This window comes from Ruegeria sp. AK11 (assembly GCF_056541095.1).
Genome location: NZ_JBQFXU010000007.1, coordinates 59,305 through 83,379, shown reverse-complemented (window position 1 = coordinate 83,379; position 24,075 = coordinate 59,305). Strand labels below are relative to the sequence as shown.

Annotated in this window: 27 protein-coding genes; 16 read left to right on the top strand and 11 right to left on the bottom strand. The window is 58.2% G+C overall.

The genetic code is table 11. The annotated features are described in order from the left end of the window. Nucleotides 1-57: 57 nt before the first annotated feature. On the bottom strand, nt 58-3,411 hold the full coding sequence (carB, locus tag ACR0D9_RS15290) for a carbamoyl-phosphate synthase large subunit (protein ID WP_480539304.1): 3,354 nt from the start codon (nt 3,409-3,411) through the stop codon (nt 58-60). Between the two features lie 178 nt (nt 3,412-3,589). Between carB and ACR0D9_RS15285 the strand changes: the two genes are divergently transcribed. The 4 genes from ACR0D9_RS15285 (at nt 3,590) to aspS (ending at nt 7,842) form a co-directional block, all read left to right on the top strand. Continuing rightward, on the top strand, nt 3,590-4,717 hold the full coding sequence (locus ACR0D9_RS15285) for an aminodeoxychorismate synthase component I (protein WP_480482220.1): 1,128 nt from the start codon (nt 3,590-3,592) through the stop codon (nt 4,715-4,717). Continuing rightward, nucleotides 4,672-5,319, top strand: a complete 648-nt coding sequence (locus tag ACR0D9_RS15280; RefSeq protein ID WP_480539302.1) for an aminotransferase class IV family protein — start codon at nt 4,672-4,674, stop codon at nt 5,317-5,319. Before ACR0D9_RS15285 ends, ACR0D9_RS15280 begins: the two co-directional genes overlap by 46 nt. Continuing rightward, complete coding sequence (locus ACR0D9_RS15275; protein WP_480539300.1) at nt 5,316-5,987, top strand: CPBP family intramembrane glutamic endopeptidase; 672 nt, start codon at nt 5,316-5,318, stop codon at nt 5,985-5,987. The genes ACR0D9_RS15280 and ACR0D9_RS15275 overlap by 4 nt, the downstream gene beginning before the upstream one ends. 79 nt (nt 5,988-6,066) lie before the next feature. Then, entirely contained in the window at nt 6,067-7,842 is a 1,776-nt protein-coding gene (aspS, locus tag ACR0D9_RS15270) for an aspartate--tRNA ligase (protein WP_267364254.1), read from the top strand. 180 nt (nt 7,843-8,022) lie between these two features. Here the strand turns inward: aspS and ACR0D9_RS15265 are convergent, their stop codons facing one another. After that, nucleotides 8,023-8,742 carry a response regulator gene (locus ACR0D9_RS15265; RefSeq protein WP_480539298.1) on the bottom strand — a complete coding sequence of 240 codons (720 nt, stop codon included), beginning with the start codon at nt 8,740-8,742 and terminating at the stop codon, nt 8,023-8,025. Between the two features lie 136 nt (nt 8,743-8,878). On the opposite strand from ACR0D9_RS15265, the gene mce reads away from it, so the two are divergent. Together mce and ACR0D9_RS15255 are read left to right on the top strand one after the other, a co-directional pair. Then, nucleotides 8,879-9,283: a methylmalonyl-CoA epimerase gene (mce, locus tag ACR0D9_RS15260; RefSeq protein WP_480539296.1), complete on the top strand. Its 405-nt coding sequence runs from the start codon at nt 8,879-8,881 to the stop codon at nt 9,281-9,283. Between the two features lie 24 nt (nt 9,284-9,307). After that, a complete protein-coding gene (locus ACR0D9_RS15255; protein WP_267364249.1) occupies nt 9,308-9,580 on the top strand; it encodes a DUF1467 family protein in 273 nt (90 codons plus the stop codon). A 6-nt stretch (nt 9,581-9,586) separates the two neighbouring features. Here the strand turns inward: ACR0D9_RS15255 and ACR0D9_RS15250 are convergent, their stop codons facing one another. Together ACR0D9_RS15250 and ACR0D9_RS15245 are read right to left on the bottom strand one after the other, a co-directional pair. Beyond that, on the bottom strand, nt 9,587-10,285 hold the full coding sequence (locus ACR0D9_RS15250; RefSeq protein ID WP_480539294.1) for an EI24 domain-containing protein: 699 nt from the start codon (nt 10,283-10,285) through the stop codon (nt 9,587-9,589). Continuing rightward, entirely contained in the window at nt 10,282-10,860 is a 579-nt protein-coding gene (locus tag ACR0D9_RS15245) for a nitroreductase family protein (RefSeq protein ID WP_480539292.1), read from the bottom strand. The genes ACR0D9_RS15250 and ACR0D9_RS15245 overlap by 4 nt, the downstream gene beginning before the upstream one ends. Nucleotides 10,861-10,994: 134 nt before the next feature. Between ACR0D9_RS15245 and ACR0D9_RS15240 the strand changes: the two genes are divergently transcribed. Then, nucleotides 10,995-11,270, top strand: a complete 276-nt coding sequence (locus ACR0D9_RS15240; RefSeq protein ID WP_480539290.1) for a DUF167 domain-containing protein — start codon at nt 10,995-10,997, stop codon at nt 11,268-11,270. On the opposite strand, the gene ACR0D9_RS15235 is transcribed toward ACR0D9_RS15240, so the two are convergent. Further along, nucleotides 11,267-11,506 (bottom strand): hypothetical protein, encoded by a 240-nt coding sequence (locus tag ACR0D9_RS15235; RefSeq protein ID WP_480539288.1) that lies wholly within the window; start codon nt 11,504-11,506, stop codon nt 11,267-11,269. The two genes, ACR0D9_RS15240 and ACR0D9_RS15235, sit on opposite strands and share 4 nt — an antisense overlap. A 121-nt stretch (nt 11,507-11,627) precedes the next feature. Between ACR0D9_RS15235 and ACR0D9_RS15230 the strand changes: the two genes are divergently transcribed. From ACR0D9_RS15230 to ACR0D9_RS15210, 5 genes are all read left to right on the top strand, one after another. Further along, nucleotides 11,628-12,335 (top strand): M48 family metallopeptidase, encoded by a 708-nt coding sequence (locus tag ACR0D9_RS15230; protein WP_480539286.1) that lies wholly within the window; start codon nt 11,628-11,630, stop codon nt 12,333-12,335. After that, the gene (locus ACR0D9_RS15225; protein WP_480539284.1) at nt 12,332-12,700 is read left to right on the top strand and encodes a YigZ family protein; all 369 of its coding nucleotides are present in this window, start codon (nt 12,332-12,334) and stop codon (nt 12,698-12,700) included. Before ACR0D9_RS15230 ends, ACR0D9_RS15225 begins: the two co-directional genes overlap by 4 nt. A gap of 68 nt (nt 12,701-12,768) precedes the next feature. Next, a complete protein-coding gene (locus ACR0D9_RS15220; RefSeq protein WP_267366457.1) occupies nt 12,769-13,020 on the top strand; it encodes a DUF6455 family protein in 252 nt (83 codons plus the stop codon). A 14-nt stretch (nt 13,021-13,034) separates the two neighbouring features. Then, a complete protein-coding gene (locus ACR0D9_RS15215) occupies nt 13,035-13,304 on the top strand; it encodes a DUF6455 family protein (RefSeq protein ID WP_267366459.1) in 270 nt (89 codons plus the stop codon). Further along, a complete protein-coding gene (locus ACR0D9_RS15210) occupies nt 13,304-13,564 on the top strand; it encodes a DUF6455 family protein (RefSeq protein ID WP_480539282.1) in 261 nt (86 codons plus the stop codon). Before ACR0D9_RS15215 ends, ACR0D9_RS15210 begins: the two co-directional genes overlap by 1 nt. Here ACR0D9_RS15210 and ACR0D9_RS15205 read toward each other — a convergent pair whose 3' ends face one another. Continuing rightward, nucleotides 13,565-13,807: a CDGSH iron-sulfur domain-containing protein gene (locus tag ACR0D9_RS15205; protein WP_480539280.1), complete on the bottom strand. Its 243-nt coding sequence runs from the start codon at nt 13,805-13,807 to the stop codon at nt 13,565-13,567. Nucleotides 13,808-14,033: 226 nt separating this feature from the next. Here ACR0D9_RS15205 and ACR0D9_RS15200 point away from each other — a divergent pair, with 226 nt between their 5' ends. After that, nucleotides 14,034-14,222, top strand: coding sequence for a hypothetical protein (locus ACR0D9_RS15200; RefSeq protein WP_209504738.1), 189 nt, complete (start codon nt 14,034-14,036; stop codon nt 14,220-14,222). Nucleotides 14,223-14,359: 137 nt separating this feature from the next. Here the strand turns inward: ACR0D9_RS15200 and rimO are convergent, their stop codons facing one another. Continuing rightward, nucleotides 14,360-15,748: a 30S ribosomal protein S12 methylthiotransferase RimO gene (gene rimO, locus ACR0D9_RS15195; protein ID WP_480539278.1), complete on the bottom strand. Its 1,389-nt coding sequence runs from the start codon at nt 15,746-15,748 to the stop codon at nt 14,360-14,362. 95 nt (nt 15,749-15,843) lie between these two features. On the opposite strand from rimO, the gene ACR0D9_RS15190 reads away from it, so the two are divergent. Next, entirely contained in the window at nt 15,844-17,799 is a 1,956-nt protein-coding gene (locus tag ACR0D9_RS15190) for an AsmA family protein (RefSeq protein WP_480487621.1), read from the top strand. Between the two features lie 47 nt (nt 17,800-17,846). Here the strand turns inward: ACR0D9_RS15190 and ACR0D9_RS15185 are convergent, their stop codons facing one another. The 4 genes from ACR0D9_RS15185 to ACR0D9_RS15170 are packed head-to-tail and all read right to left on the bottom strand — an operon-like array spanning nt 17,847 to nt 22,418. After that, complete coding sequence (locus tag ACR0D9_RS15185) at nt 17,847-19,343, bottom strand: phosphomannomutase/phosphoglucomutase (protein WP_480539276.1); 1,497 nt, start codon at nt 19,341-19,343, stop codon at nt 17,847-17,849. Nucleotides 19,344-19,358: 15 nt separating this feature from the next. Further along, nucleotides 19,359-20,192: a 3-deoxy-8-phosphooctulonate synthase gene (gene kdsA / locus ACR0D9_RS15180; RefSeq protein WP_480482188.1), complete on the bottom strand. Its 834-nt coding sequence runs from the start codon at nt 20,190-20,192 to the stop codon at nt 19,359-19,361. A gap of 5 nt (nt 20,193-20,197) precedes the next feature. Beyond that, a complete protein-coding gene (locus tag ACR0D9_RS15175) occupies nt 20,198-21,781 on the bottom strand; it encodes a capsule biosynthesis protein (RefSeq protein ID WP_480539274.1) in 1,584 nt (527 codons plus the stop codon). Continuing rightward, nucleotides 21,759-22,418, bottom strand: a complete 660-nt coding sequence (locus ACR0D9_RS15170; protein ID WP_209504732.1) for an ABC transporter ATP-binding protein — start codon at nt 22,416-22,418, stop codon at nt 21,759-21,761. The genes ACR0D9_RS15175 and ACR0D9_RS15170 overlap by 23 nt, the downstream gene beginning before the upstream one ends. Before the next feature lie 249 nt (nt 22,419-22,667). Between ACR0D9_RS15170 and ACR0D9_RS15165 the strand changes: the two genes are divergently transcribed. Continuing rightward, nucleotides 22,668-23,255, top strand: a complete 588-nt coding sequence (locus tag ACR0D9_RS15165) for a uracil-DNA glycosylase family protein (RefSeq protein WP_480487628.1) — start codon at nt 22,668-22,670, stop codon at nt 23,253-23,255. Beyond that, on the top strand, nt 23,248-24,036 hold the full coding sequence (locus tag ACR0D9_RS15160; protein WP_480487630.1) for an SseB family protein: 789 nt from the start codon (nt 23,248-23,250) through the stop codon (nt 24,034-24,036). The genes ACR0D9_RS15165 and ACR0D9_RS15160 overlap by 8 nt, the downstream gene beginning before the upstream one ends. Nucleotides 24,037-24,075: the final 39 nt, after the last annotated feature.

Below are 24,075 nucleotides of genomic sequence, written 5' to 3'. Positions count from 1 at the left end.
AAATAAATAAAAGCCCCAGAGTTTCCTCTGGGGCTTTTTCATTTGGGTCAGGGGTCTTTACCCCTGTAGCGATTTCACCTCGACGTCGCCCTCAGCTTGTGCCTTAATCGCCAGTGCTGCGGCGTTGGCCCCTGCTGCGGTGGTGAAATACGGGATCTTGTCATACAGCGCGATCGAGCGGATGGCCTTGCTGTCCTCAACCGCCTGCGCACCTTCGGTGGTGTTCATCACCAGCTGCACCTGACCGTCTTTCAGCATGTCCACAACATCCGGGCGACCTTCGTACACCTTGTTCACCACGTCACAGGCAACACCCTGTTCGTCCAGCCAGCTTTGCGTGCCGCGCGTGGCCACAAGCGTGAAACCCTGATCAACCAGAACCTGCGCCGCTTCCAGCATGGCTTTGCCCTTGTCGGCATCCTTGATCGAAATGAACGCACGGCCAGAGGACGGCAGCACCATGCCCGCGCCCATCTGCGCCTTGAGGAACGCGCGTGGGAAGTCACGGTCCCAGCCCATCACCTCGCCGGTCGAGCGCATTTCCGGGCCAAGGATGGTGTCGACGCCGGGGAAACGGGCGAAGGGCATGACGGCCTCTTTCACCGAGAACCAGGGCATATCCGGATCGGCCAGCGTCATCTGGTCCGCGATCTTGGTGTCCTTGCCTTCCTGATAGGGCGGGCGCATCGGGAAATCGGCCAACTTCTCGCCCGCCATGATGCGCGCCGCAATCGACGCAATCGCACTGTCGGTGGCCTTGGCAACAAACGGCACGGTGCGCGAGGCGCGCGGGTTCACTTCGATCAGATAGATCTCATCATCCTTGATCGCGAATTGCACATTCATCAGGCCAACAACATTCAGCGCCTTGGCCAGCTTGAACGCCTGATCCTTGATCTGCCCGATGATCTCTTTCGACAGCGAATAGGGCGGCAGCGAACAGGCGGAATCGCCCGAGTGAACGCCCGCTTCTTCGATGTGCTGCATGATACCCGCGACGTGAACGTCGGTGCCGTCACACAGGGCGTCTACGTCCAGTTCGACCGCGCCGGCCAGATAGCTGTCCAGCAGTACGGGGCTGTCGCCCGAGACCACAACGGCCTCGTTGATATAGCGTCGCAGCTGATCCATATCGCGCACGATTTCCATCGCGCGACCGCCCAGAACGTAAGAGGGGCGGATGACCAGCGGGAAACCGATCTCTTCCGCAATCTCCAGCGCCTTTTCGTCGGTCGAGGCAATGCCGTTTCTGGGCTGTTTCAGGCCCAGTTCATTGACCAGCGCCTGGAACCGTTCGCGGTCTTCGGCCAGGTCAATTGCGTCCGGCGTGGTACCCAGAATCGGAATGCCCTCGGCCTCGAGCGCGTTGGCCAGCTTCAACGGTGTTTGACCACCGAACTGAACGATCACACCGTGCAGCGTGCCGTTTTCCTGTTCCTTCGTCAGGATTTCCATGACGTGTTCAAAGGTCAGCGGCTCAAAATACAGACGGTCCGAGGTGTCGTAGTCGGTCGAAACCGTCTCGGGGTTGCAATTGACCATGATGGTCTCGTACCCGGCCTCGGTCAGCGCATAACAGGCGTGGCAGCAGCAATAATCGAACTCGATCCCCTGACCGATCCGGTTCGGACCACCACCAAGAATAACGACCTTCTTGCGGTCGCTTGGGCGTGCCTCGCATTCGACATCGCCCATCATAGGGGCTTCGTAGGTCGAGTACATATAGGGGGTTTGCGCTTCGAACTCAGCAGCGCAGGTATCGATGCGTTTGAAGACCGCGGTAACGCCCAGATTGTGGCGGGCGCGGCGCACGTTATCTTCGCTGCGGCCTGACAGATTGCCCAGACGCGCATCGGTAAAGCCCAGCATCTTGAGCTTGCGGATGCCTTCTTCGGTCACTGGCAGACCGTCCTTGCGCACGGTGCGTTCTGCTTCGATGATCTCGCGAATGCGGGCCAGGAACCAGGGGTCAAACTTGGTGACGCCAAAGATTTCATCGTCGGCCAGGCCATGACGCATGGCTTGTGCGATAGTGCGCAGACGGTCGGGGGTCTGCTTGCTGATCGCCTTGATGACATGCGCCTTGTCATCGCTGCTTTCGACCTCATCCCACAGGCCGATGCTCAACCCCGGAATTTCGATCTCATCAAACCCAGTCAGGCCGGATTCCATCGATGCCAGCGCCTTCTGCATGGATTCGTGGATGGTGCGCCCGATGGACATCGCCTCACCCACTGACTTCATTGCAGTGGTCAGGTAGGGTTCAGAGCCGGGGAATTTTTCAAACGCGAATTTCGGGATCTTGGTGACGACATAGTCGATGGTAGGTTCGAACGACGCAGGCGTGACCTTGGTGATGTCATTGTCCAGCTCGTCCAGCGTGTAGCCGACGGCCAGTTTCGCGGCGATCTTGGCAATAGGGAAACCCGTCGCCTTGGAGGCCAGCGCCGATGAACGCGACACGCGCGGGTTCATTTCGATCACAACCATGCGGCCATCATCGGGGTTGATTGCCCATTGCACGTTCGAGCCACCGGTTTCCACCCCGATCTCGCGCAGGACGGCAATCGAGCCGTTGCGCATGATCTGGTATTCCTTGTCGGTCAGCGTCAGGGCAGGGGCCACGGTAATCGAGTCACCCGTGTGCACGCCCATTGGGTCGACGTTTTCGATGGAGCAGACGATAATGGCGTTGTCGGCGGTGTCGCGCACCACTTCCATCTCGTATTCTTTCCAGCCCAGCAGGCTTTCATCGACCAGGATCTGGTTGACAGGCGAGGCATCCATGCCCGAGCGGCAGAAATGGATATAATCCTCGCGGTTATAGGCCACGCCGCCGCCTGTGCCGCCCAAGGTAAAGGCCGGGCGGATGATGGCAGGCAGGCCGATTTCCTCCAGCTCGTCCAGAGCGATCTGAACACCTGCGTCCAGATCGGCAGAGCCGTCGGCCTTCTTGGGGGCGGTCACGATGGTGGCTTTGGGGTTTTCCAGCCCCAGCCGATCCATCGCCTCGCGGAACAATTTTCGGTCCTCGGCCATCTCGATGGCGTCGCGTTTGGCACCGATCATCTCGACACCGAACTTGTCCAACACCCCCATCTCTTCCAGCGCGAGCGAGGTGTTCAGACCGGTTTGCCCGCCCATTGTGGGCAGCAGGGCGTCAGGGCGTTCCTTTTCGATGATCTTGGCGACGACCTCGGGCGTGATCGGCTCGATATAGGTGGCATCGGCAAGTCCGGGGTCAGTCATGATTGTCGCCGGGTTCGAGTTGACCAGAATAACCCGGTAACCTTCTTCGCGCAGGGCCTTGCAGGCCTGAGCGCCGGAATAGTCGAACTCGCAGGCCTGACCGATAACAATGGGACCCGCCCCGATGATCATGATCGACTTGATGTCGGTTCTCTTCGGCATGGCCTGGCCCCTTCGATTTTGTACGAGTCGCGGGCGCCGCCCAAGCGCCCAAATTGTCGTGCGTTATAGGGACCACGCAGAAAGGTTCAAGGGGTATCGGAAACAGAAGCGAAATTGCCGCTTTCCCCCCTTTCCCCTGCCAGAGTATTCTCTATATCGCCCTTCACGGCAAAAGAGGATGCAGTTGCGTATTCGTTTTGATCAGGGACCAGCCGGTCGCGGAACCCGGTTTCAGCGCCCGACTCGGATTATCCGCGCGGATACGGCGGAGGACGTGCCCCAGGCTCTGGCGGCGCTGGATGAGGCGCGCGCGGGCGGGGCCTGGCTGGCTGGCTATGCCAGTTATGAACTGGGATATGTGCTTGAACCCCGGCTGATCAAACTTTTGCCGGAATCGCGTCGGCTGCCCTTGCTGTGCTTTGGGGTCTACGGCGCGCCGGATCGGGTTTCTTTACCGACGCCCGCAGGCGTGGTGCGCGCGTTTCAGCCGCGCTGGGACGAGGCGCGCTATGGCGAAGCCTTTCAGGTGGTGCATGGTGCTATCGGTGCCGGTGATATCTATCAGGCGAACCTGACCTTTCCGATTGACCTGACCGTCTCGGGCAGCAGTGAAACCCTTTATGCGGCACTGGCAGCGGGGCAGCCCGTTGGGCATGGCGCGCTGGTGCAGCAGGTCGGGTTACCGGATTTGCTCAGCCGCTCGCCAGAGTTGTTCTTCCGCACAGACGCGGATGGAAAGATCGAGACACGACCGATGAAGGGTACCCAGCCGCGCAGCGAAGACCCGGACGAGGATATGCGGCGCCGGGCGTTTCTGACCACGGACGAAAAGAACCGGGCGGAAAACCTGATGATCGTCGATCTTCTGCGCAACGATATCAGCCGTGTCGCATTGCCCGGTTCCGTTCATGTCCCTGAACTGTTCAAGGTGGAAACCTATGCGACAGTGCATCAGATGGTTTCACTTGTCCGTGCCCAGTTGCTCAAATGCGCAGGGCTCAGCGATATACTGACGGCGTTGTTTCCCTGCGGCTCGATCACGGGCGCCCCCAAAATTCGCGCCATGGAAATTCTGGCCGGGCTGGAACCCTGGCCGCGCGACATCTATTGTGGCACCATCGGCTGGGCCGCGCCTGATGGGCGGTCCGAGTTCAACGTGGCCATCCGTACGCTGATGCTGGAAGACGATCAGGCCACCCTGAACGTGGGCGGGGGCCTTGTCTGGGACAGCACCGCCCCGGCAGAATATGAGGAGGCGCTATGGAAAGCCCGCTTCGCCCGCCAGCTGAGCCTGATTTCCGCCTGATCGAAACGCTGGCGTTTCGGCCAGGTCAGGGCTTTCTCCGAAAAGACCGTCACCTTGCGCGCATGGCCCGAACCGCTGCGGCCTTTGGCCTTCCCTTCAACCCGGATTCAGCGACCGCCGCGCTGGATGGCGCGTTGGGCGACACCCCCTTGCGGTGCCGCCTTACACTGGACGCATCGGGTGCATTCGAATTGACCACCGGGGTTCTGGCCAGCAACCCTCCGGTCTGGCGCATCGCCCTGTCTGATCAGCGACTGGCTTCCAATGATCTTTGGCTGCGTCACAAGACAAGCCGCCGCGCCCTTTATGACAATACTCGCGCCGCGCTGACGGATGGCATAGACGAGGTGTTATTCCTGAATGAGCTTGATGAGCTGTGTGAGGGCACCATCAGCAACCTTTTCGTCGAAAAACAGGACGGTCGTATTCTGACACCTGCGCTGTCCAGCGGTCTGTTGCCTGGCATATTGCGCGAAGAATTACTGGATAAAGGAACGGTGTCTGAGGCCGTGCTGACCTTGAGCGACCTGAAAAATGCACAAACTGCCTACATGGGCAATTCATTGCGCGGGCTGATCCGGGTGGAGCTGATAGACACGTGACCAAAGACAGCGCGATGGTCGGACCGCCGGTTGCATTGCCGCGGTTAAGGGTCGAGTTCGGCCTGTTCTATGTTGTCCTGCCGCTGATCATCGCGGTTTTGTTTCCACCGAACTGGATGTTTCCGGCTCTGTTTGCCCTGACCGGGCTGGGGATCATGCTGCTGCATTGGACACCGGGCTTTCAATGGGCCGAGTTGCGCTATGATTGGGCCAACTGGTCGCTTCGCGAAGTTGTGCTGTTTACCGCTTTCATGTCCGTGTTTTGCGTCGGGCTGATTCAGGTGACACGCCCCGACGCCGCATTTCTTCTGCTGATACACCGCCCTGAGATGCTGGCGCTTATCTGGATCGGTTATCCTGTTTTGTCTGCACTGCCTCAGGAACTGTTGTTCCGCCCACTGTTCTTCCGGCGTTATCACGCGATCCTGCCAGAGGGGCGTGCGGCTTATGTGCTGAATGCTGCCATCTTCTCGTTCGCGCATCTGATGTATTGGAGCTGGACTGTCGCCCTCATGACATTTGCGGGCGGGCTGCTGTTTACATGGGCCTACAGGCAGCGCGGTTCGTTCTTCTACGCGGTGCTGCTGCACGCGATTGCGGGCAATATCATCTTTGCGGTCGGGCTGGGTGTCTATTTCTACTCAGGCAACGTGCAAAGGCCGTTTTGACAGGGCGACCCGCCTTGACTTTCCGGGCCTGACAGGGTGTATCGGCGCGACGAATTCTGCGCCCGAAGGGATATGATCCATGCACGCCTATCGCAGCCACACCTGCGCCGCACTGACCGCCGCTAATGTCGGTGAAACCGTTCGCCTGTCCGGTTGGGTGCATCGGGTCCGAGATCATGGGGGCGTCCTGTTCATCGACCTGCGCGACCATTTCGGCGTAACCCAGATCCTGTGTGACGGCGACAGCGCCGCTTTTGCTGCGCTTGAAAAGGTGCGTTCCGAATGGTGCATCCGCATCGACGGAACCGTCAAGGCGCGTGCCGCCGAACTGGTGAACCCGAAACTGCCCACCGGTGAGATCGAGGTTTACGTGCGCGAACTGGAAGTTCTGGGGGCCGCCGAGGAACTGCCGCTAATGGTGTTCGGCGATCAGGAATACCCCGAGGAAACCCGCCTGCGCTATCGTTACCTCGACCTGCGACGCGAGGCGATGCAGCGCAACATGACCTTGCGCTCGGACGTGGTGGCCTCCATGCGCAAGCGTATGTGGGATCAGGGGTTCCGCGAGTACCAGACGCCGATCATCACCGCGTCCTCACCCGAAGGCGCGCGTGACTTCCTTGTGCCGTCGCGCCTGCATCCGGGTAAGTTCTACGCGTTGCCGCAAGCCCCGCAGCAGTTCAAGCAGCTGATTATGGTGTCGGGTTTCGACAAGTATTTCCAGATTGCGCCCTGCTTCCGCGACGAAGACCCGCGCGCCGACCGCTCACCCACCGATTTCTACCAGCTTGACCTCGAGATGTCCTTTGTCGAGCAGCAGGACGTGTTCGACACGATCCAGCCCGTTCTGACCGGTGTGTTCGAAGAGTTCGGTGGCGGTCGCAAGGTCGATCAGGACTGGCCGCAGATTTCCTACAAGGATTCGGCTCTGTGGTACGGCACGGACAAGCCCGACCTGCGGAACCCAATTAAGATGCAGGTGGTTTCCGACCACTTCCGCGGGTCTGGTTTTGCGATTTTTGCAAAGCTGCTCGAACAGGAAGGCACCGAAATTCGCGCTATCCCCGCGCCAACCGGTGGCAGCCGCAAGTTCTGTGACCGCATGAACGCCTTTGCCCAGAAAGAGGGTCTGCCCGGTATGGGCTACATCTTCTGGCGCGATCAGGGCGAAGGGATGGAAGCCGCAGGCCCGCTGGCCAAGAACATCGGCCCCGAGCGGACCGAGGCTATCCGTCAGCAATTGGGTCTGGGTGTCGGCGATGCGGCGTTTTTCCTGGGCGGCAAGCCGAAAGCCTTTGAAAAGGTTGCAGGCAAGGCGCGCGATGTGATCGGCGACGAGCTTGGGCTGACCGAGAAAGACCGCTTTGCCTTTGCCTGGATTGTTGATTTCCCGATCTACGAGCAAGACGAAGAAACCGGCGCGATCGACTTTGAGCACAACCCGTTCTCGATGCCGCAGGGCGGCATGGAAGCGCTACAGGGCAACCCACTGGATGTGCGCGGGTATCAGTATGACCTGGCGTGCAATGGATATGAGCTGGTGTCGGGTGCGATCCGGAACCACAAGCCGGAGATCATGCTGAAGGCCTTTGAACTGGCAGGCTATGGCGAGGATGAAGTGAAATCCCGCTTTGGCGCTCTGTTCAACGCCTTCCACTACGGTGCGCCGCCGCACGGTGGCTGCGCTGCTGGGATCGACCGGATCGTGATGCTGTTGGCGGATGAGGCCAATATCCGCGAGGTCATGATGTTCCCGATGAACCAGCGGGCCGAAGATCTGATGATGGACGCACCTTCAGACCCGACCTCGGATCAGCTGATGGAACTGGGCTTGCGCCTCATCCCGCAGGACTGAACGAGAGCCGCCCGCATCAAGCGGGCGGTTTCATTTTGAAGCCGATTAGCATTCGCGGGTCAGTCCAGCGGGTTGTTCAAATCCCCACGGTTGACACGAATTGAGCGTGCAGTCTGCCGTGTTTGGCGATAGGCCCAGATGCACAGAAGCGTTGCAGTGATGAAATAAGCTGCAATCACGTCAAATCGCCTTTCTCTGTTCCAGACGGTTCTGCACCATGCCGGCGACCTGCGCTGCCTGCGCTGTGATCGGTGCGCCGTTCGCCCGTGACAGCGCCAGCTTTCGGGCGGCTTCTGCCAACGGTCTGTCATCGGCTTCCCGTGCGACCCCTTGCAGGAACTGGGCAGCGTAATCCCATGCGCGATGATCGTTGGGCCCGGTAAGGACATCGGCGATATGCGCCATGTCGTCCTGATAGGCCATCGGGTCGGGGCGGATGACTTCATCTCGAACCGAGCGGAGCCCGCTTGGGCGTCGATCTTCGGGCAGGCGCTCCAGGATGGACTTCTGAAAATAAGACAATGATTTTATCGGCTTGGACAGAAAACCATCCGCCCCGGCTGCGTGGGCCAGACCTTCGGTGGCGTCATCGCCCGACAGGCCCATGATCACACTGATCCGTGGTGAAGCGTCGGCCAGTTCGGCGATCAGGTCAGCTCCGGACCCGTCGGGCAGGCCCATATCGACCAGAATGACCGAGGGGCGATAGATCTGCAGGTGTCGCCGTGCTGATTTCAGGCAGTCAGCGCGTCGGATGCGTGCGCCGCTGTGCAGGCACATCAGGCGGATCGCGTCGCAGGCATATCGGCTGTCTTCAACAACCAGAATTGTCTGTCCCAGCAAGGGCCGCGTTGCGGTGGGCGTGGCGGCGGTGGTGGCAATGAGGCCCGAATCGTCCATGGCAGCTCTCCTATCCAGCAGATGCTTCACGCTAGGAACTTCTGGCTAACACGACGTTAACGCGCGATTTGGCGCACTTGTCCTTTTGCAGAGCAGCCCCCATAACCCACGCAACGCAGGACATCAGGAGTGAGACATGATTGGGCGTCTGAACCACGTTGCCATCGCCGTACCCGACCTTGAGGCGGCATCCGAACAGTACCGCAATGCGCTGGGCGCCAAGGTCGGCGCGCCGCAGGACGAGCCGGATCATGGCGTCACGGTTGTGTTCATCGAACTGCCCAACACCAAGATCGAACTTTTGTACCCGCTTGGCGACGACAGCCCTATCAACGGGTTTCTGGAAAAGAACCCGGCAGGCGGCATTCATCACGTATGCTATGAGGTCGAAGACATCATCGCCGCCCGTGATCATTTGAAAGCGACCGGTGTCCGTGTTCTGGGGTCGGGGGAGCCCAAGATCGGCGCGCATGGCAAGCCGGTGCTGTTCCTGCATCCCAAGGACTTCAACGGCTGCCTTGTCGAGCTGGAACAGGTATGATCCGCAAAACCCGGAGGGGCTGAAGTGACCATTACTGCTGCATTGGTGCTGTTTGCCGTCATCTGGTTCATGACGTTGCTAGTGGTTTTGCCCATTCGCATCAAAACTCAGGGTGACCTGAACGATATCGTTCCGGGCACCCATGCGGGTGCGCCGGAAGTCCATCATCTGAAGGCAAAGATGTGGATCACCACCGCCATTGCTGTGGTTTTGTGGGCTATCATTGCCGGGATCATCATATCTGGTGTGATTTCAGTGCGGGACTTCGACTGGCTGAACCAACTGGAGCCGCGCTAATCTGTGTCAGACCTTTTGGCCTGACACAGCATGAAAAATATGGGTGAATGTCGCCGCGCCAAGGATCGGGATCACCAGATTCAACAGCGGTATCGACAGCGGAATGGCCATCAGCGTTCCAGCGACCCAGATCGTGGTCGAATGCCTGGCCCGCAGTTGGCGTGCGCCATCCCGTCCGATCCGGCGCATGGCGGCCAGCGTGAAGTATTCTCGCCCCAACAAGAACCCGTTCATGGCCCAGAAGATGAAGGGCGCAAACGGGGTGAAGATCGCATAAAGGATCAGCGCCAGCAGGTTTGCGACAATCAGCACGCCAAGAAAGCTGAGGCCGTCCATCAGGGCCTCTGACACCGGGATGCGTCGTGCAGGTGGCAAGGCCGGAAAATGCTTGTCCTCGACCGCTTGTGCCACTTCGTCCAGAAAGATCGATGTGATGGCTGACGCCACCGGCACCATCAGGAAAACAGGCAGGATCAGGACGAGAACGATACCTGAATAGTTCAGAACGTCGTTCAGCCATGGCACTGCGCCGACGAACGGCAGAGAGATTTCACTGCCCGACAACCAGTTGATCAAACTGATCGCACCCGCACAGGCGAGACCCAGCAACAGGATGGTCAAACCTACACCGCGCAGCAGAACGGCGCGGAACTTAGGATCTCCGATCTGGCCGAGCGCGCTGAAAAAGGCGTTCAGGATGATCATTCTGTGATCCATTCCGTTATGGCCGCCACATCGGGCCGCGGGCGCTCGGGTGGGGCTGTTCCTTCGGTGGCGATATGTATCAGCCCGGCTACGCGTTCGTTGTCGGCAAGCCCAAAGGCGTCGACGCAGAAGTCGTGGTCATGGGTTTGCCAACCCGATAGCCAGTTTGCACCCCAGCCTGCGGCCAGCGCGGCATTCAGCAAGGCAAGACAGACCGCGCCCGCAGAATAGGTTTGTTCGATTGCAGGTATTTTTTCGGACGGTTTTTGTACTTCGATCACCGCTACGGCCAGATGTCCCATGTCAAATTGGCTGCGTGCTTTTGCAATATCTTCCGGACTTTTCTTCAGCCTTTGCCCGCAGGCTTCGGTCAGGGTTGCCAGTCTTGCCATGGCCCCCTGTTCCAGAACGATAAATCGCCAGGGTTCCAGTTTTCCGTGATCGGGGCTGCGTGCGGCTGCGGTCAGCAGGGGGCGCAACTCGTCCGGTGTCGGGGCCGGGGCAACCAGTGTCTTGGCAGGTCGGGACCGGCGCGACTGCAAAAACTCCAGAGCAGCGGGGTTTTTCATCGACATATGTTAACTTCCTTTACATCACGTCTCTGTATCTTGGTCGGCATGCCGAGGGTTTCAAGGGCGCGGCGACGGATCGCGTGGATCAATTTCATTCCACCGCCCATCATGCAAGACTATTGAGGGAAGGGGCGACAATGGCGAATTCCAAACTACGAGATCTGCCGGATCTCAGCGCGCAGGCGCACGCCGGGACAACGTTTCATCTGAAAGTAACTCCCAAGGCTGCACGCGACCGGGTGGTTGTGGAAGACGGGCAGATCAGGGTATTTGTCACGGCACCGCCTGACAGTGGTAAAGCCAACCATGCGGTTCAGGTAATTCTTGCGAAATGTCTTGGCGTCGCGCCTTCGACACTGTCACTCAAGCAGGGGCAAACTTCGCGCAGCAAGGTTTTTGTCTATGCGCCCTAAGATCCCGTTTCACGGATCTGGTAAACTCCCTCGGGCAGGTCCAGCGCTGCGGCCAGATCGCGGACCTGTTCCGGCGACAAGGTGATCTTTTGCACCTGTTCGGTTCGCGGATCAAACTGTTCCAGCGTGACGCATTCGGCGAAATTGTTGATCACAACATCTTCCTGCAAAGGTTTTTCACCTTCGTCCACAAGCGTTATGACCGTCGAGTCGAATTCATGCTCAATCGAAAACATAAGGACAGAGTGCAAGCCGTCGACGCGCAATGCAAGACGTTCGTTTCAAAGCCTTGTGTGGTCACGCCGAACGGCACGTACTATGTTGAAATCACGGTCAGACCGAGCCGAAGGATTTAACATGCGCAGACGCTTTGTTTTGGTGCTTCCCCTGCTTCTTGCGGCCTGTGCGGAAGGTGGATTGCGCGTGCAACCTGCTGCGGATTGGCTGGGTGAAGGGCCGGGTTCTGAGGATGTTGCCCAGACCTTTCGCGAAGTCAGTCAGAACATCGGGGCCGAGGCCCGTAGCCAGTGCTTGAAGCAATCAAGACCTCAGAGATGCGATTTCCGGATTCTCGTTGATCTGAACCCACGTGCGCCAGCCAATGCGTTTCAGACATTGGACGACCAGCGGCAACCCACCATCATTTTTACCCTTGCGATGATCCGTTCCGCGCAAAACGCAGATGAACTGGCTTTTGTCATGGGGCACGAGGCGGCCCATCACGTTTTGGGCCACATCGCACGGCAAAGCGAAAATGCCAGCGCAAGCGCAACTGAGTTCGGAAAGGCGGAAAAGCTGCGCGGGGGCGACGCCGCCGACATAGAAGAGGCCCAGAAAGTTGGGGCGCAGGTTGGTGTTCAGGCTTATGTGAAGGATTTTGAGCTTGAGGCTGACCAGATGGGCACGATCATTACACATAATGCGGGCTACAACCCGCTGGTTGGGGCGAAGTTCTTTGACCGGATTCCGGATCCCGGCGACAGGTTTCTGGGCACCCACCCGCCAAACGCGCAGCGCGTTCACATCGTGCTTGAAACCGCGACACAACTGGGACTGGCACAATGACTGATCTTGTGCGCCTTGGCGTGATTTTGACGGATCGCGGGTCGAAATATGCGGTTTCCGGGGCGCGCGTGGTATCACGCGCGGACGTCGACGCGGTTTTGGACCAACTGAAGTCCGATAAATCTTATGCCAAGGCCACACATAACACGTGGGCCGCCTCCTTGCCGACCGGCGCGCTGAAGGCCGATGATGGGGAAAGTGGCGCCGGTATGGTAATCCTGCGGATGATCGAGCGTGCAGGGCTGGACAATCACGTGATCATCGTCACCCGCTGGTACGGAGGCAAAAAGCTGGGTGGGGACCGTTTTCGCCGCGTTCAGGATGCAACCCGGGCCTATCTGGACCACATCGGCGCCCAATCTTGACCTGCATCAAAGTCTGACCTTCCGGATGCGCTAGGATTTCGTAAAGCGCGAAAGGGAAAGGATACAGCATGCCCACCCGAGAGTCCTTGCGGCTTCATGCCGGATTGGTGGACGATATGGCCAGAATGCTGGACATCGATCTTGAGGAAGCAGCCATTGGCGGCAAGCTATCTGTCGACCAGATTTCTGACGCAGTTCTGCGATGTACCGATTGTCCGAACCCGGATCATTGTCAGGATCTGCTTAAGAAAATGGCGACCGCTGGGCGGACACCTGAATATTGCCGTAACCAGGAGTTACTGCACAAATTGATGCCTTAACTGTCAGGTTCGCCATGCCACGTCTCGGTGAAATCATGGCCCACCTGCGCTTGGTACTGCGGATGGGCGAGGTCACAGGAACCGACCTGGCCGCAGCCTATCGGGACGGTCACCTGAAACATGAGGATTGGGCCGAGATCGTGCAGCAATGCCGAGGCTGTGCCTGGGCCAGAACCTGCCCAGAGTGGCTGGAACGGCGCGAACAGATTGATCATGCCCCATGCACATGCCCGAACCGTGAGCGTTTCAAGGCCATCAAAGCTTTGCAAGCGGAGGACGCGTGATGCCTCGGGATATTCTGGGTGAGGTCGAAAAGCACTTTTGGTTGACGCGCTCTGTCTCGCGAAGCATGGGAATTTCACTGAGCGAAGCCATGGCCGAAGGGCGGCTGTCGCCCGAAGAATACGCCGAACTGGTCACGCGCTGTCGCGCATCGGGTTGTGATGCGCAATGCACCAGCTGGCTGGCTCAGCGGCAGCATCCAGCGGACACGGCCCCGGATTTCTGTGCAAATTCAGAGACACTGAACAGATTAAAAGGTTGATCAAAGGTCTTTATGCGTTCCATCGCATAGCGGCGCGTTTGCACTGTGTTTGCACCCGCAAAAGTAGACCTTTTTGCTGGTCTCGGCCGTGTATTTCACCGGTTCGAACCCGCTACCTTTATGTGAGCCATCGCAAAAGGGTTGCCGGTTCGACTTTCCACACGCGCACCAGAAATAGGTTTTCCCTTCGACAACCTCGACTGAAAAAGGGGTTTTCTGGGCAATAACGGGTGTGTCTGACATGTGGCTTCTCCGTCTTTAGCTGAAACGTCGCACAGTTTAGGACGATGCAGACAAAAAGGTAGCTGTAATGCCGCAAGGATCATCATTTGGGCTTCGAACTGGCATGGAATCGCTCTTCCTCACAAGGAAGTGACCGTTTCAGTTGCCAGATTGCCGTTCAGCCCGTACTCTGGAAACAGCCCGAAAAGCTGGGCAATATCAGAAAAGTAATAGAGGATTGACGGACATGAAACTGAAACTTGCAGCCGTTGGCGCATTTGCTCTGGTCCTGACCGCTTGTGCGCAGCAGGAAGAACCGACCCCTGTTTACGTACAACCCGACTACGACAAGTATGGCTCGGCCAGCTGCTCGGCAGGCTATGAACTGGCAACAACCGAAGCAGGTCAGACTGTCTGCAACCCGGTTTCTCAGTAAGCTTATCGCAGGCGGTCTGATTGCGGACCGCCTGCACCATTTTCAGGAATTATCGCCGCCATTCATGGCGGTTTTTTTCTACCTGCGCTGTACGGGGTAACTATTCACCCGAGGGCATTATGGGCAGGTTACTGGCGTCAAACGGGTTTCCCCCACAGATCGTATTCCCCCGCCTCGTCCACTTCGACCGTGACGATATCGCCGGGTTTGAGGCCTTCGAAGCCCTCGTCAATGAACAGGTTGCCGTCGATCTCAGGCGCGTCCGATTTGGTGCGGCAGGTGGCGGCTTCGTCATCCACTTCGTCAACGATTACTTGAAGCGTTTGTCCGACTTTAGCTTGCAACTTGGCTTCTGAAATGGCCTGAGCCTTTTCCATGAAGCGATCCCACCGCTCTTGCTTGATTTCGGCCGGGACATGATCAGGCAGGTCGTTTGAGCGCGCACCATCCACGTTTTCATATTGAAAACAGCCGACACGATCCAGTTGCGCCTCGTCCATCCAGTCCAGCAGGGTTTGGAATTCGGCCTCGGTCTCACCCGGATAGCCAACGATAAAGGTCGAACGCAGGGTGATATCGGGGCAGATTGCGCGCCAGGCTTGGATTTCGTCCAGAGTTTTGGCCGCTGCGGCGGGGCGGGCCATCCGTTTCAGAACATTCGGGTGAGCGTGCTGGAACGGGATATCCAGATACGGCAATATGTTGGACCCGGCATCCGCCATCAGGGGGATCAACTCACGCACATGTGGATAGGGATAGACATAGTGCAGCCGCACCCAGGCATCCATCTGACCTAGTTCACGGGCCAGATCGGTGATGTGGCTGCGCACCTCGCGGTCTTTCCACGGGTTCACATCGTATTTCCGGTCCAGCCCATAGGCCGAAGTATCCTGCGAGATCACCAACAGTTCGCGCACGCCGTTTTCGACCAGCTTTTCCGCCTCGCGCAGAACCGCATGGGCCGGACGGCTGGCCAGTTTTCCTCGCATATCGGGGATGATGCAGAACTTGCATTTGTGGTTACAGCCCTCTGAGATCTTCAGATAACTGTAGTGGCGGGGGGTCAATCGAACGCTGCTGGCGGGCAGCAGATCAACGAACGGGTCAGGGTCAGGGGGAACGGCGGCGTGAACCGCATCCAGAACCTGCTCGTACTGATGCGGTCCGGTGACCGCCATGATGCGGGGGTGGTGCTCGCGGATGTAATCCGGTTCGGCCCCCAGACAGCCGGTGACGATGACCTTGCCGTTTTCAACCAGCGCCTCTCCGATTGCGTCCAGCGATTCCGCCTTGGCGCTGTCGAGGAACCCGCAGGTGTTCACAATGACGGCATCGGCCCCGGCATAATCGGGCGAAATGCCGTATCCTTCAGCACGAAGCCGGGTCAGAATGCGTTCGCTGTCGACCAAAGCTTTTGGACAGCCCAGCGACACCATGCCGATCGTCGGCTGGTTTGAACGGGGTGTCTCGGTGATCCGGGCGGCCGGAGCCAGGTCAGGGCGGAGGTTTGGCGGGTTCGTCGTCATGGCGCGGCATATAGTGGGGAAAGCTTCCCCTTGCAAATGTGACGTGCGATTTGAATGATCGCGGTAAAGACAAGCCAAAAGGCGGAGAGCAGATCATGAAATGGCTGATACGCATCCTGTTTATTGTTGTGGCGGTGGTTGGGCTGGTCATTGGCGCGCTATTGCTGATGCCCGGCGACAAGCTTGGCGCGATTCTGGCCGAGCAGGTCAAAGCCCAGACAGGGCGCGAACTGACATTGAGCGGCGATGTGCGCCTGTCGTTCTGGCCGGTGCTGGGTATGGAAACCGGGCCGGTGCGTTTTGGGAACGCCAGCTGGGCCGGGCCAGAGCCGATGCTGAGCGCTGATAGCCTTGCCGTGGGCGTGGATGCTGCTGCGCTTTTGAATGGGGATCTGCGGATCAAACGCGTTTTCGCGGAAAACCCGGTGCTGCGGCTGGAGCGTTCGCAAGGGCGCGGAAACTGGGAGCTGAGCGCGCCTGTGACCACCGCGACTGCCACACCGTCTGCGGGGACGGTTCCGGCAGGCGCATCGTCGGCCGTAACTTTGGAAGAGTTGCAGCTAAATAATGCGCGACTGATCTATGTGGAAGACGGTGCCACGCAGATGGATTTTCCTGATGTCACCTTGTCGGCCAGTTGGCCTCAGGTCACTGCGCCGATGGTAATGGAAGCATCAATGCCTGTACCCGGAGGTGCTGTTCAGGTTGATTTGAAGATCCCGGACTTGCCAACTTTTGCCGCAGGGTCCGTAACCGCGCTTGAACTGGCCCTGACTGCACCGGGTGGTGAGATAGGCTTTGACGGCCACGTCAATCTGGCCGGAGAGATGGACGGGACCACAAAGATCACCACCCGAGATACGGAAAAGATGCTGGCGGCCTTCGGTCAGGCGGGTGTGGCTGTGCCGTGGGGATTGGGTAACGTTGCCGATATCTCTGCACAAATGACCTATACGCGGGACGGTCGGATTTCCCTGCGGAGCATGACAGCGCAGTTGGATGGCAACCAGTTCGTCGGAGAGGCGGATATCACCATTTCCGATCCCCCTCAGATCGTCGCACGGTTGGATGCGGGCGATCTTGACCTGTCAAAGATATCCGAAACCGGCGCCGGGTCGGGTGGCGCGTCTCAACCTGCGTCACCAGTTCAGGAAGGCTGGTCAAAAGACCCAATCGACGCATCCGCATTGGCTTTGGCGAATGGCAATATTCGCCTGACGGCCAACTCAATCGCGGTTCCCGGCATGACCTTTGGGAAAAGTGACCTGACGCTGACACTTGATCGCGCGCGGGCGGTTCTTGCCATGCATCCCGCGACGTTGTTTTCGGGTCAGTTGAATGGGCAGGTGGTTGCCAACAATCGCAATGGCCTGTCCGTGGGCGGCAAGGTGACGGCAAGTGAGATTGATCTGAAACAGGCGTTGTCGACACTGGCCGGGGTCGAACGCCTGTCGGGAAGCGCGGCAGGAACCGTTGAGTTTCTGGGTGTAGGTCAGTCTGAGGATCAGATTATGCATTCTCTCAGCGGTAAGGGAAATCTGGATGTCGGGACGGGGGTAATATCCGGTTTCGATCTGGATCGACTTATGGGGCAGGGGACCGGATCAGGCGGGACGACTGTGTTCAACAGCCTGTCGGCCAGCTTCGCCATCGATCAGGGTGTGTTGACGAATAACGATCTGCTTATGTCGCTCAAGAATTTTCGCGCCGATGGTCAGGGGATCGTGGGTCTGGGTGCGCGCAATATCGATTATCTGTTCACGCCCGTAGCTTTGCGGGCCAATTCGGGGCAGGGCATATCGGTGCCTGTGCGTATCGTTGGCCCGTGGAGCAACCCGTCAATCAAGCCGGATCTGACCAAGGTCATCGAAGCAGCGGCAGATGTGAAGGTCAAGGAGCTGGAAAACGACGCGAAACAGAAAGTTTTCGAAAAGGTTGGAAACGAGCTGGATACCACCATCACGGACAGCGATCAGATCGAAGATGCGCTTAAGAACAAGCTTGAAGAAGAGGCGAAGAAAGGGCTGCTCAAACTGTTTGGCGGCAACTGAGCAAGTGTTGCGCTTGGGGCGATCAGATATGCCCCAAGCAGTTTTCTTCAGATGGTCTGGTCGTAATCGCCAACACCGGGTTCGGTTCGGATCACCGCATCGATATCGGCAAAGATCGCCCGCATCTCAGCCTCGCTTTCGCTGCTTTCACAGACGACCACCAGATTGGGTGTGTTGGATGAAGCCCGCACCAGCCCCCAGCTGCCATTGTCCAGAATGACACGTGCGCCGTTCACCGTAACGACCTCTTTGATCGCACGGCCAGCAAATGTCTCACTAGCTTCGCTTTTGGCAACGAGCTTGTCGACCAGACGCTGCAGGATATCGTATTTTTCGGTATCTGCTGCATAAGGTGACATGGTGGGCGTTGACCATGTTTTGGGCAGCGCCTTGCGCAGGTCGGACATGCTTTGATCCGGGTTGCGGTTCATCAGCTTGCAGATCTCGACCGCTACGCGCATTCCGCAGTCATAACCGCGCCCGACCGGCTCGGCCAGAAAGTAATGGCCCGACTTTTCGAACCCAGCCAGCGCGCCGATTTCCTTGACGCGCCGTTTCATGTGGCTGTGGCCGGTTTTCCAGTAATCTGCCTTGACGCCAAGGGCCTGCAACTCGGGATCGCTGGCAAACAGGCCGGTAGATTTCACATCTGCGACAAAGGTCGATCCGGGGTGCAGCTTGGCAAGATCGCGGGCCATGATCACACCCACCTTGTCGGCAAAGATTTCTTCGCCTTCATCATCTACGACGCCACAACGATCACCGTCACCGTCAAACCCAAGTGCCAGATCGGCACCGCTGGATTTTACCGTTGCCGCCATGTCATGCAGCATTTCCATCGCTTCGGGGTTCGGGTTGTAATTCGGGAAAGTGTAATCCAGCCGATTATGGCTGGGGACGACCTCAACCCCCATCCGTTCGAAGATTTCGGGCGCAAAGGCCGAAGCGGTGCCGTTTCCGGTTGCGCAGACAATCTTTAGCGGGCGGGACACTTTGAAATCACCGACGAGGTCGTCGATATACGCTTCCTTCACGCCCTCGACGAATTCCCAAGATCCACCCTCATGCGTCTGACCTTCGCCGTTTAGAACGATGTCGCGCAATTCAGACATCTCGTCGGGGCCGTGTGTCAAAGGGCGGTCAAAGCCCATTTTGACCCCAGTCCAGCCGTTTGGATTGTGGCTGGCCGTAACCATCGCCACGGCCGGTACATCCAGATGAAACTGCGCGAAATAGGCCATTGGGCTAAGCGCAGGGCCAATGTCTTTCACGCGGATACCGGCCTGCATCAATCCCAGGATCAGGGCGTTTTTGATCGCCAGTGAATAGTCACGATAATCGTTTCCTACGGCGATCACGGGTTCGATCCCGCGCCTGCGCATTTGGGTACCCAGCCCAAGGCCCAGCGCTGTCATGCCTGGAAGGTTGATCTCTTCCGGATATTTCCAGCGGGCGTCATATTCGCGAAACCCGGTGGGTTTGATCATCGCGTCGCGCAGAAAACTCCAGGTGTTCGGTGTTACCTCGGGAATTGGTTTGGTCATAACAAGTCTCAGTAGTTAAATCTGAATAGGATCAGCTTTGGACAGCGCATCGAAGCGCATCAAAGTGTCAATGAGTTGGGGCATCTGATCCAACGGAATCATGTTGGGCCCATCCGAAGGGGCATTGTCCGGATCCTGGTGTGTTTCAATGAACACCGCGCCAATACCCAGCGACACGGCGGCGCGCGCCATGACCGGTGCAAATTCGCGTTGCCCGCCCGAGGAGCCACCTTTTCCTCCCGGTTGCTGCACGGAATGGGTCGCATCCATCACCACCGGGTATCCGGTTTGGGCCATTTGCGGCAGGGACCGCATATCAGCCACCAGCGTGTTATAGCCGAACGAAGTGCCACGTTCGGTCAGCAGGATATTCGTGTTGCCTGTGCTTTCGATCTTGGACACGATATTGGGCATCTCCCACGGCGCAAGAAACTGACCCTTTTTCACATTGACCACTGCTCCCGTATTGCCCGCAGCCAGCAGCATATCCGTCTGGCGGCACAAGAACGCCGGGATTTGCAGGACATCTACCGCCTTGGCAGCGATGGCGCACTGCGCTTCGGTATGAACATCGGTCAGGACCGGTATGCCCATTGTCTTGCGGATACCGTCCAGAACCTGCAACCCCGCATCAATGCCCATGCCGCGCTTGCCGGACAGCGAGGTCCGGTTCGCCTTGTCATAAGATGCCTTGAAGACATATTGCGCACCGGCTGCATCGCAGGCCTCTTTCATCTTGCCAGCAATCATCTGTGCGTGGTCTGCCGTTTCAAGCTGGCAAGGGCCTGCAATGATGGTCAGCGGAAGGTCGTTGCCGACTGTCAGGTCGGAGATTTTTACATGTTTCATGAGTCTTATGAGGATACCTGTTCACGAAGGACCGACGCGGTAAGCGAGATCATGAGGTAGATACCAGCAAACAACAGGAATGCCAAAATCGTATTTTCGAACTTGCGCGGATAGCTGGGTTCCTGACTTGGGATCGGGTTCACCGAGACGGTCAGGTAACGCACCTGCCGGTTAGCTTCGGATCGGGTCGATTCCATTTGCTGCATTGCCGTTTGCAGCATCATGTCCCGTGCCGCCAGATCCGCCTGAGCGATCTGGATGCGCACGCTCAACCGCGCCAGCGAATTTTCGCCATCGGAAGCATCCTGCATCTCGGCATTTAGTTGTTCCAGCACCTTTTCAAGCCGGGCAATGTCAGCCTTGACGCCGTCGACCTTGGCTTTGTTCGGACGCAGGTTGTCTTGCAGGGCGGCAAGTTCAAGCTCTTTGTCCTGCACCAATATCTCGATCTCGTTGATGCGGGCGCGGAGGCTGGCAATGACATTCTCGGGGTCCAGTACCGCCCCTTGAAGCTGAAGTTCGATCAATTCCTCCTGCGCCTGCCGCCGCGCCTCCTGCGCCGCTTCAAAGCTTTCCAATGCGTCGCGCATCTGGTCTTCGCGCTTCTTGCCGGACAGGGCATTCACCCGGGCTTCGGCGTAAGAAATCAAACGCTCCGAGAACTCGGTCGAGGTCTGTGCGTCTGGTGCAACAACCTCCATCCGGATGACCCCTTCGGTTGGATCATACCCGATTGTAATCATGCGTTTGAACAGCTTGTATGCGTCTTCCAGCGTGGCGTCGGGTGATAGCCTTTGAATCGGATCAATCACTTCCTGCTTGAAGACATCAGAAAAACCGGCGTCTCGATCCAGCAGCAACAAGGCCTCTTTCGATTCCAGGAAAGATTGAACCGAGATTGAATCCTGCGTGGTGGCGAATTGCGTCCCGGCAAGCAGCCCGCCGATGGAACCCGGCCCGCCATCGGCTTGCAGGATCAGAAACTCGGAATCGCTGGCATACATCGGGGTGGCGATGCGATAGAAATAGAACCCCACAACAAAGGTCGGCAGAAACACAAAGGCGGCCAGACGCGCGAACAGGCCAAACAGTTTACGCCTGCGTCGGCGCGCGATGTCCTTCTGAATCTGACCGATTTCAAGGTTCCGCCGCTCAGCCGGGCTGAGCTCGGGTCCCGGAAGGTTTGGCGTGCTTGCGCCTACGGATTGCGGCAACTGAATGCTGATCTTGTCTTTGACCTTCGAACTGTCGCCCTGTGCCGAGGGCTTTGCCGCGGCAAGATCAAGAAGGTTCGTGCGCTGAAACGGATCAATGCCTTTCTTGCGCAGCAAGCGCACCGCATCATAGTCCGATGTTGCTGCCAGTCCGTGTTTCTGCGCGAGTTTACGCGCAATACGCAACTGGCGGCCTGTCAGGCCTTCGCGCTTGATGTCGTCAATTTGCGTGCCTGGCTGGGCCTCGGCCGCCGGCGCCTGACCTTGCGTCGCGCCCCGTATGCGCGAGATTGCATCCGCTCGCGCCTCGGCCGAATCGTCCACCTGTCGATTGCTGCGCCAGTTGTACTTTCTAACCTTGGGTTTCGTAGTCATATAGCTGCTTTGCCTCTTCCAAGGAGTCAAACATGTACAATTGCCCGTCCAGCAGAACGGCGGCCTGCTGAGCGAATTTTTCCAAAACAGTCGGGCTGTGCGACACGATCACCAATGTCGTGGTGCGCAACCTTTCCTTCAGGATCGCCCCTGCTTTTTCGTTGAATTCAACATCTGTAGACGCTGGCATCCCTTCATCGACAAGATACATGTCGAAATCCAGCGCCAGCATCAAAGAAAACGTGAATCGTGACCGCATCCCCGAAGAATAGGTGGACAGCGGCTGTTCGAAATATTCACCCAAACCGCAGAGCCATTTGCAATACGCCTCAACATAGTCCGGGTCCATGCCGTAAATCTTGGCGATGTATCGCGCGTTCTCAAGCGCCGACAACTTGCCGGTTACACCCCCGGTGAAACCCATGGGGAACGAGACCCGGCATTCGCGGCGGATCACACCCTCGTCGGGTTTTTCCAGACCGGCCATCATGTTGATCAGCGTGGTTTTGCCAGTACCATTCGGGGCCAGAACGCCCAGCGACGTGCCCAGTTCGACACGGAACGAGACCCGGTCCAGGATCACCTTGCGGCGCGTCCCGGTCCAGAAGGACTTGCTGACATTGTCGAACTCTAGCATTCGGGGCCTGCTGCTCGTTTCCGTTGTGTCGCCGCGCTTTCAGGCGGTCAGAAAGGATGGTTTTTACCGTTCCATGTTGGCTACATTATGTCGAATTATGAAACAAATGTTCAATGCATTGCTGCCGACCCCTCAAACAACTGATCGGTTGTCGGCAATTCCGCTGCACTTCTAGAAATCTACCGCACCATTATTATGTGGTTTCACACCCGATCCTTGCAAAACAGCTTTGGGAGGTTTTGCAACAAGATGAAAGATTTAGATGGCGAAATCCGTGCGTGCCGCCTGTGCGCCGCGTCCTTTGCGCAAACCAAAACAGCCCATGAACCCCGCCCGGTGGTTTGGTTTCGGCGCGGAACACCCATCCTGGTCGCGGGGCAGGCACCGGGTGCGCGCGTGCACGAGTCAGGGCGGCCCTTTACAGACCCGTCAGGCGACAGGCTTCGCCAATGGCTTGGGGTCAATGAACCTGTTTTTTATGATCGTGACCTCGTGTCGATTGTGCCCATGGCATTCTGTTTCCCCGGCTATGATGCCCGCGGCGCGGACCTTCCTCCGCCCGCGATATGCGGTAAAACTTGGCATGACAGGGTGATGCAGGAACTGGGGCAGGTGCCGTTGACGGTGTTGGTCGGTAGTCATGCGCATAAATATCATCTGGGTGCGCGGGGGTCGGTGACGGACACCGTTCGGAACTGGCAGGACCATGCGCCGCGGGTCTTTGCCTTGCCTCATCCGTCCTGGCGGAATACGGCATGGGTAAAGAAAAACCCGTGGTTCGAGGCAGAACTGCTGCCGGTTCTGCGCGCGCGGGTCCAAGAGGTGCTGAATGACTGAAACCACAGCGTTGGACACGGCGCATGCCGCGATGCTGGCAGATCCGCAGAACGATGCTGCCCGTCTGCAGTTTTTTGAACGGCTTGCTGATAGTGAGCTGTTCTTGATGCTGACCGAAGAAGCGGTGGGCGAAAACATCTCGCCCGAAGTGTTCGATGTGGCCGACGGGCGCTTTGTGTTGGCTTTCGACCGCGAGGAACGATTGGCGCGGTTTGCCGGGCGGCCCGTGCCTTATGTTGCGCTGTCGGGGCGCGTGTTGTCGGGGATGCTGGCAGGGCAGGGTATCGGGCTGGGCCTGAACCTGGAAACTGCGCCATCATCCATGCTGGTGCCTGCCGAGGCCTTGGGCTGGCTGGCCGAAACGTTGCAGCATGGCCCCAAAGAGGTCGAGGAAAAGCTGGCCGAGTTCATGCCTCCCGCCGGTTTGCCGGACAGCCTGTTGACCGCCCTTGATGCAAAACTGGCAACTGCTGGTGGGCTTGCCAGTGCAGCCTATCTGGTCGCCACGAAATCCGAGGCGGGCGCTCAGGGTCATTTGCTGGGGTTTGTCGGTGCGGTCGAGGGGGCCGAGCCAGCGCTGGCCAAGGCAGCTTCAGAGGCGTTGACGTTTTCGGGGATCGAAGCGGGGGCGATGGATGTCGGGTTCTTTGCCACAGATGACGCCGCTGCCGCGCTGCTGGCGAAGACGGGGCTTCGCTTTGACCTGCCCGAACCGCAGGTTGCAGATCTGGTGCGCGAGGTTCCGGGCAGCAATCCCGCGAAACCGCCAATTCTGAAGTAACGGCCAAAACGCAAACACGCGGCGCACAATGCACCGCGT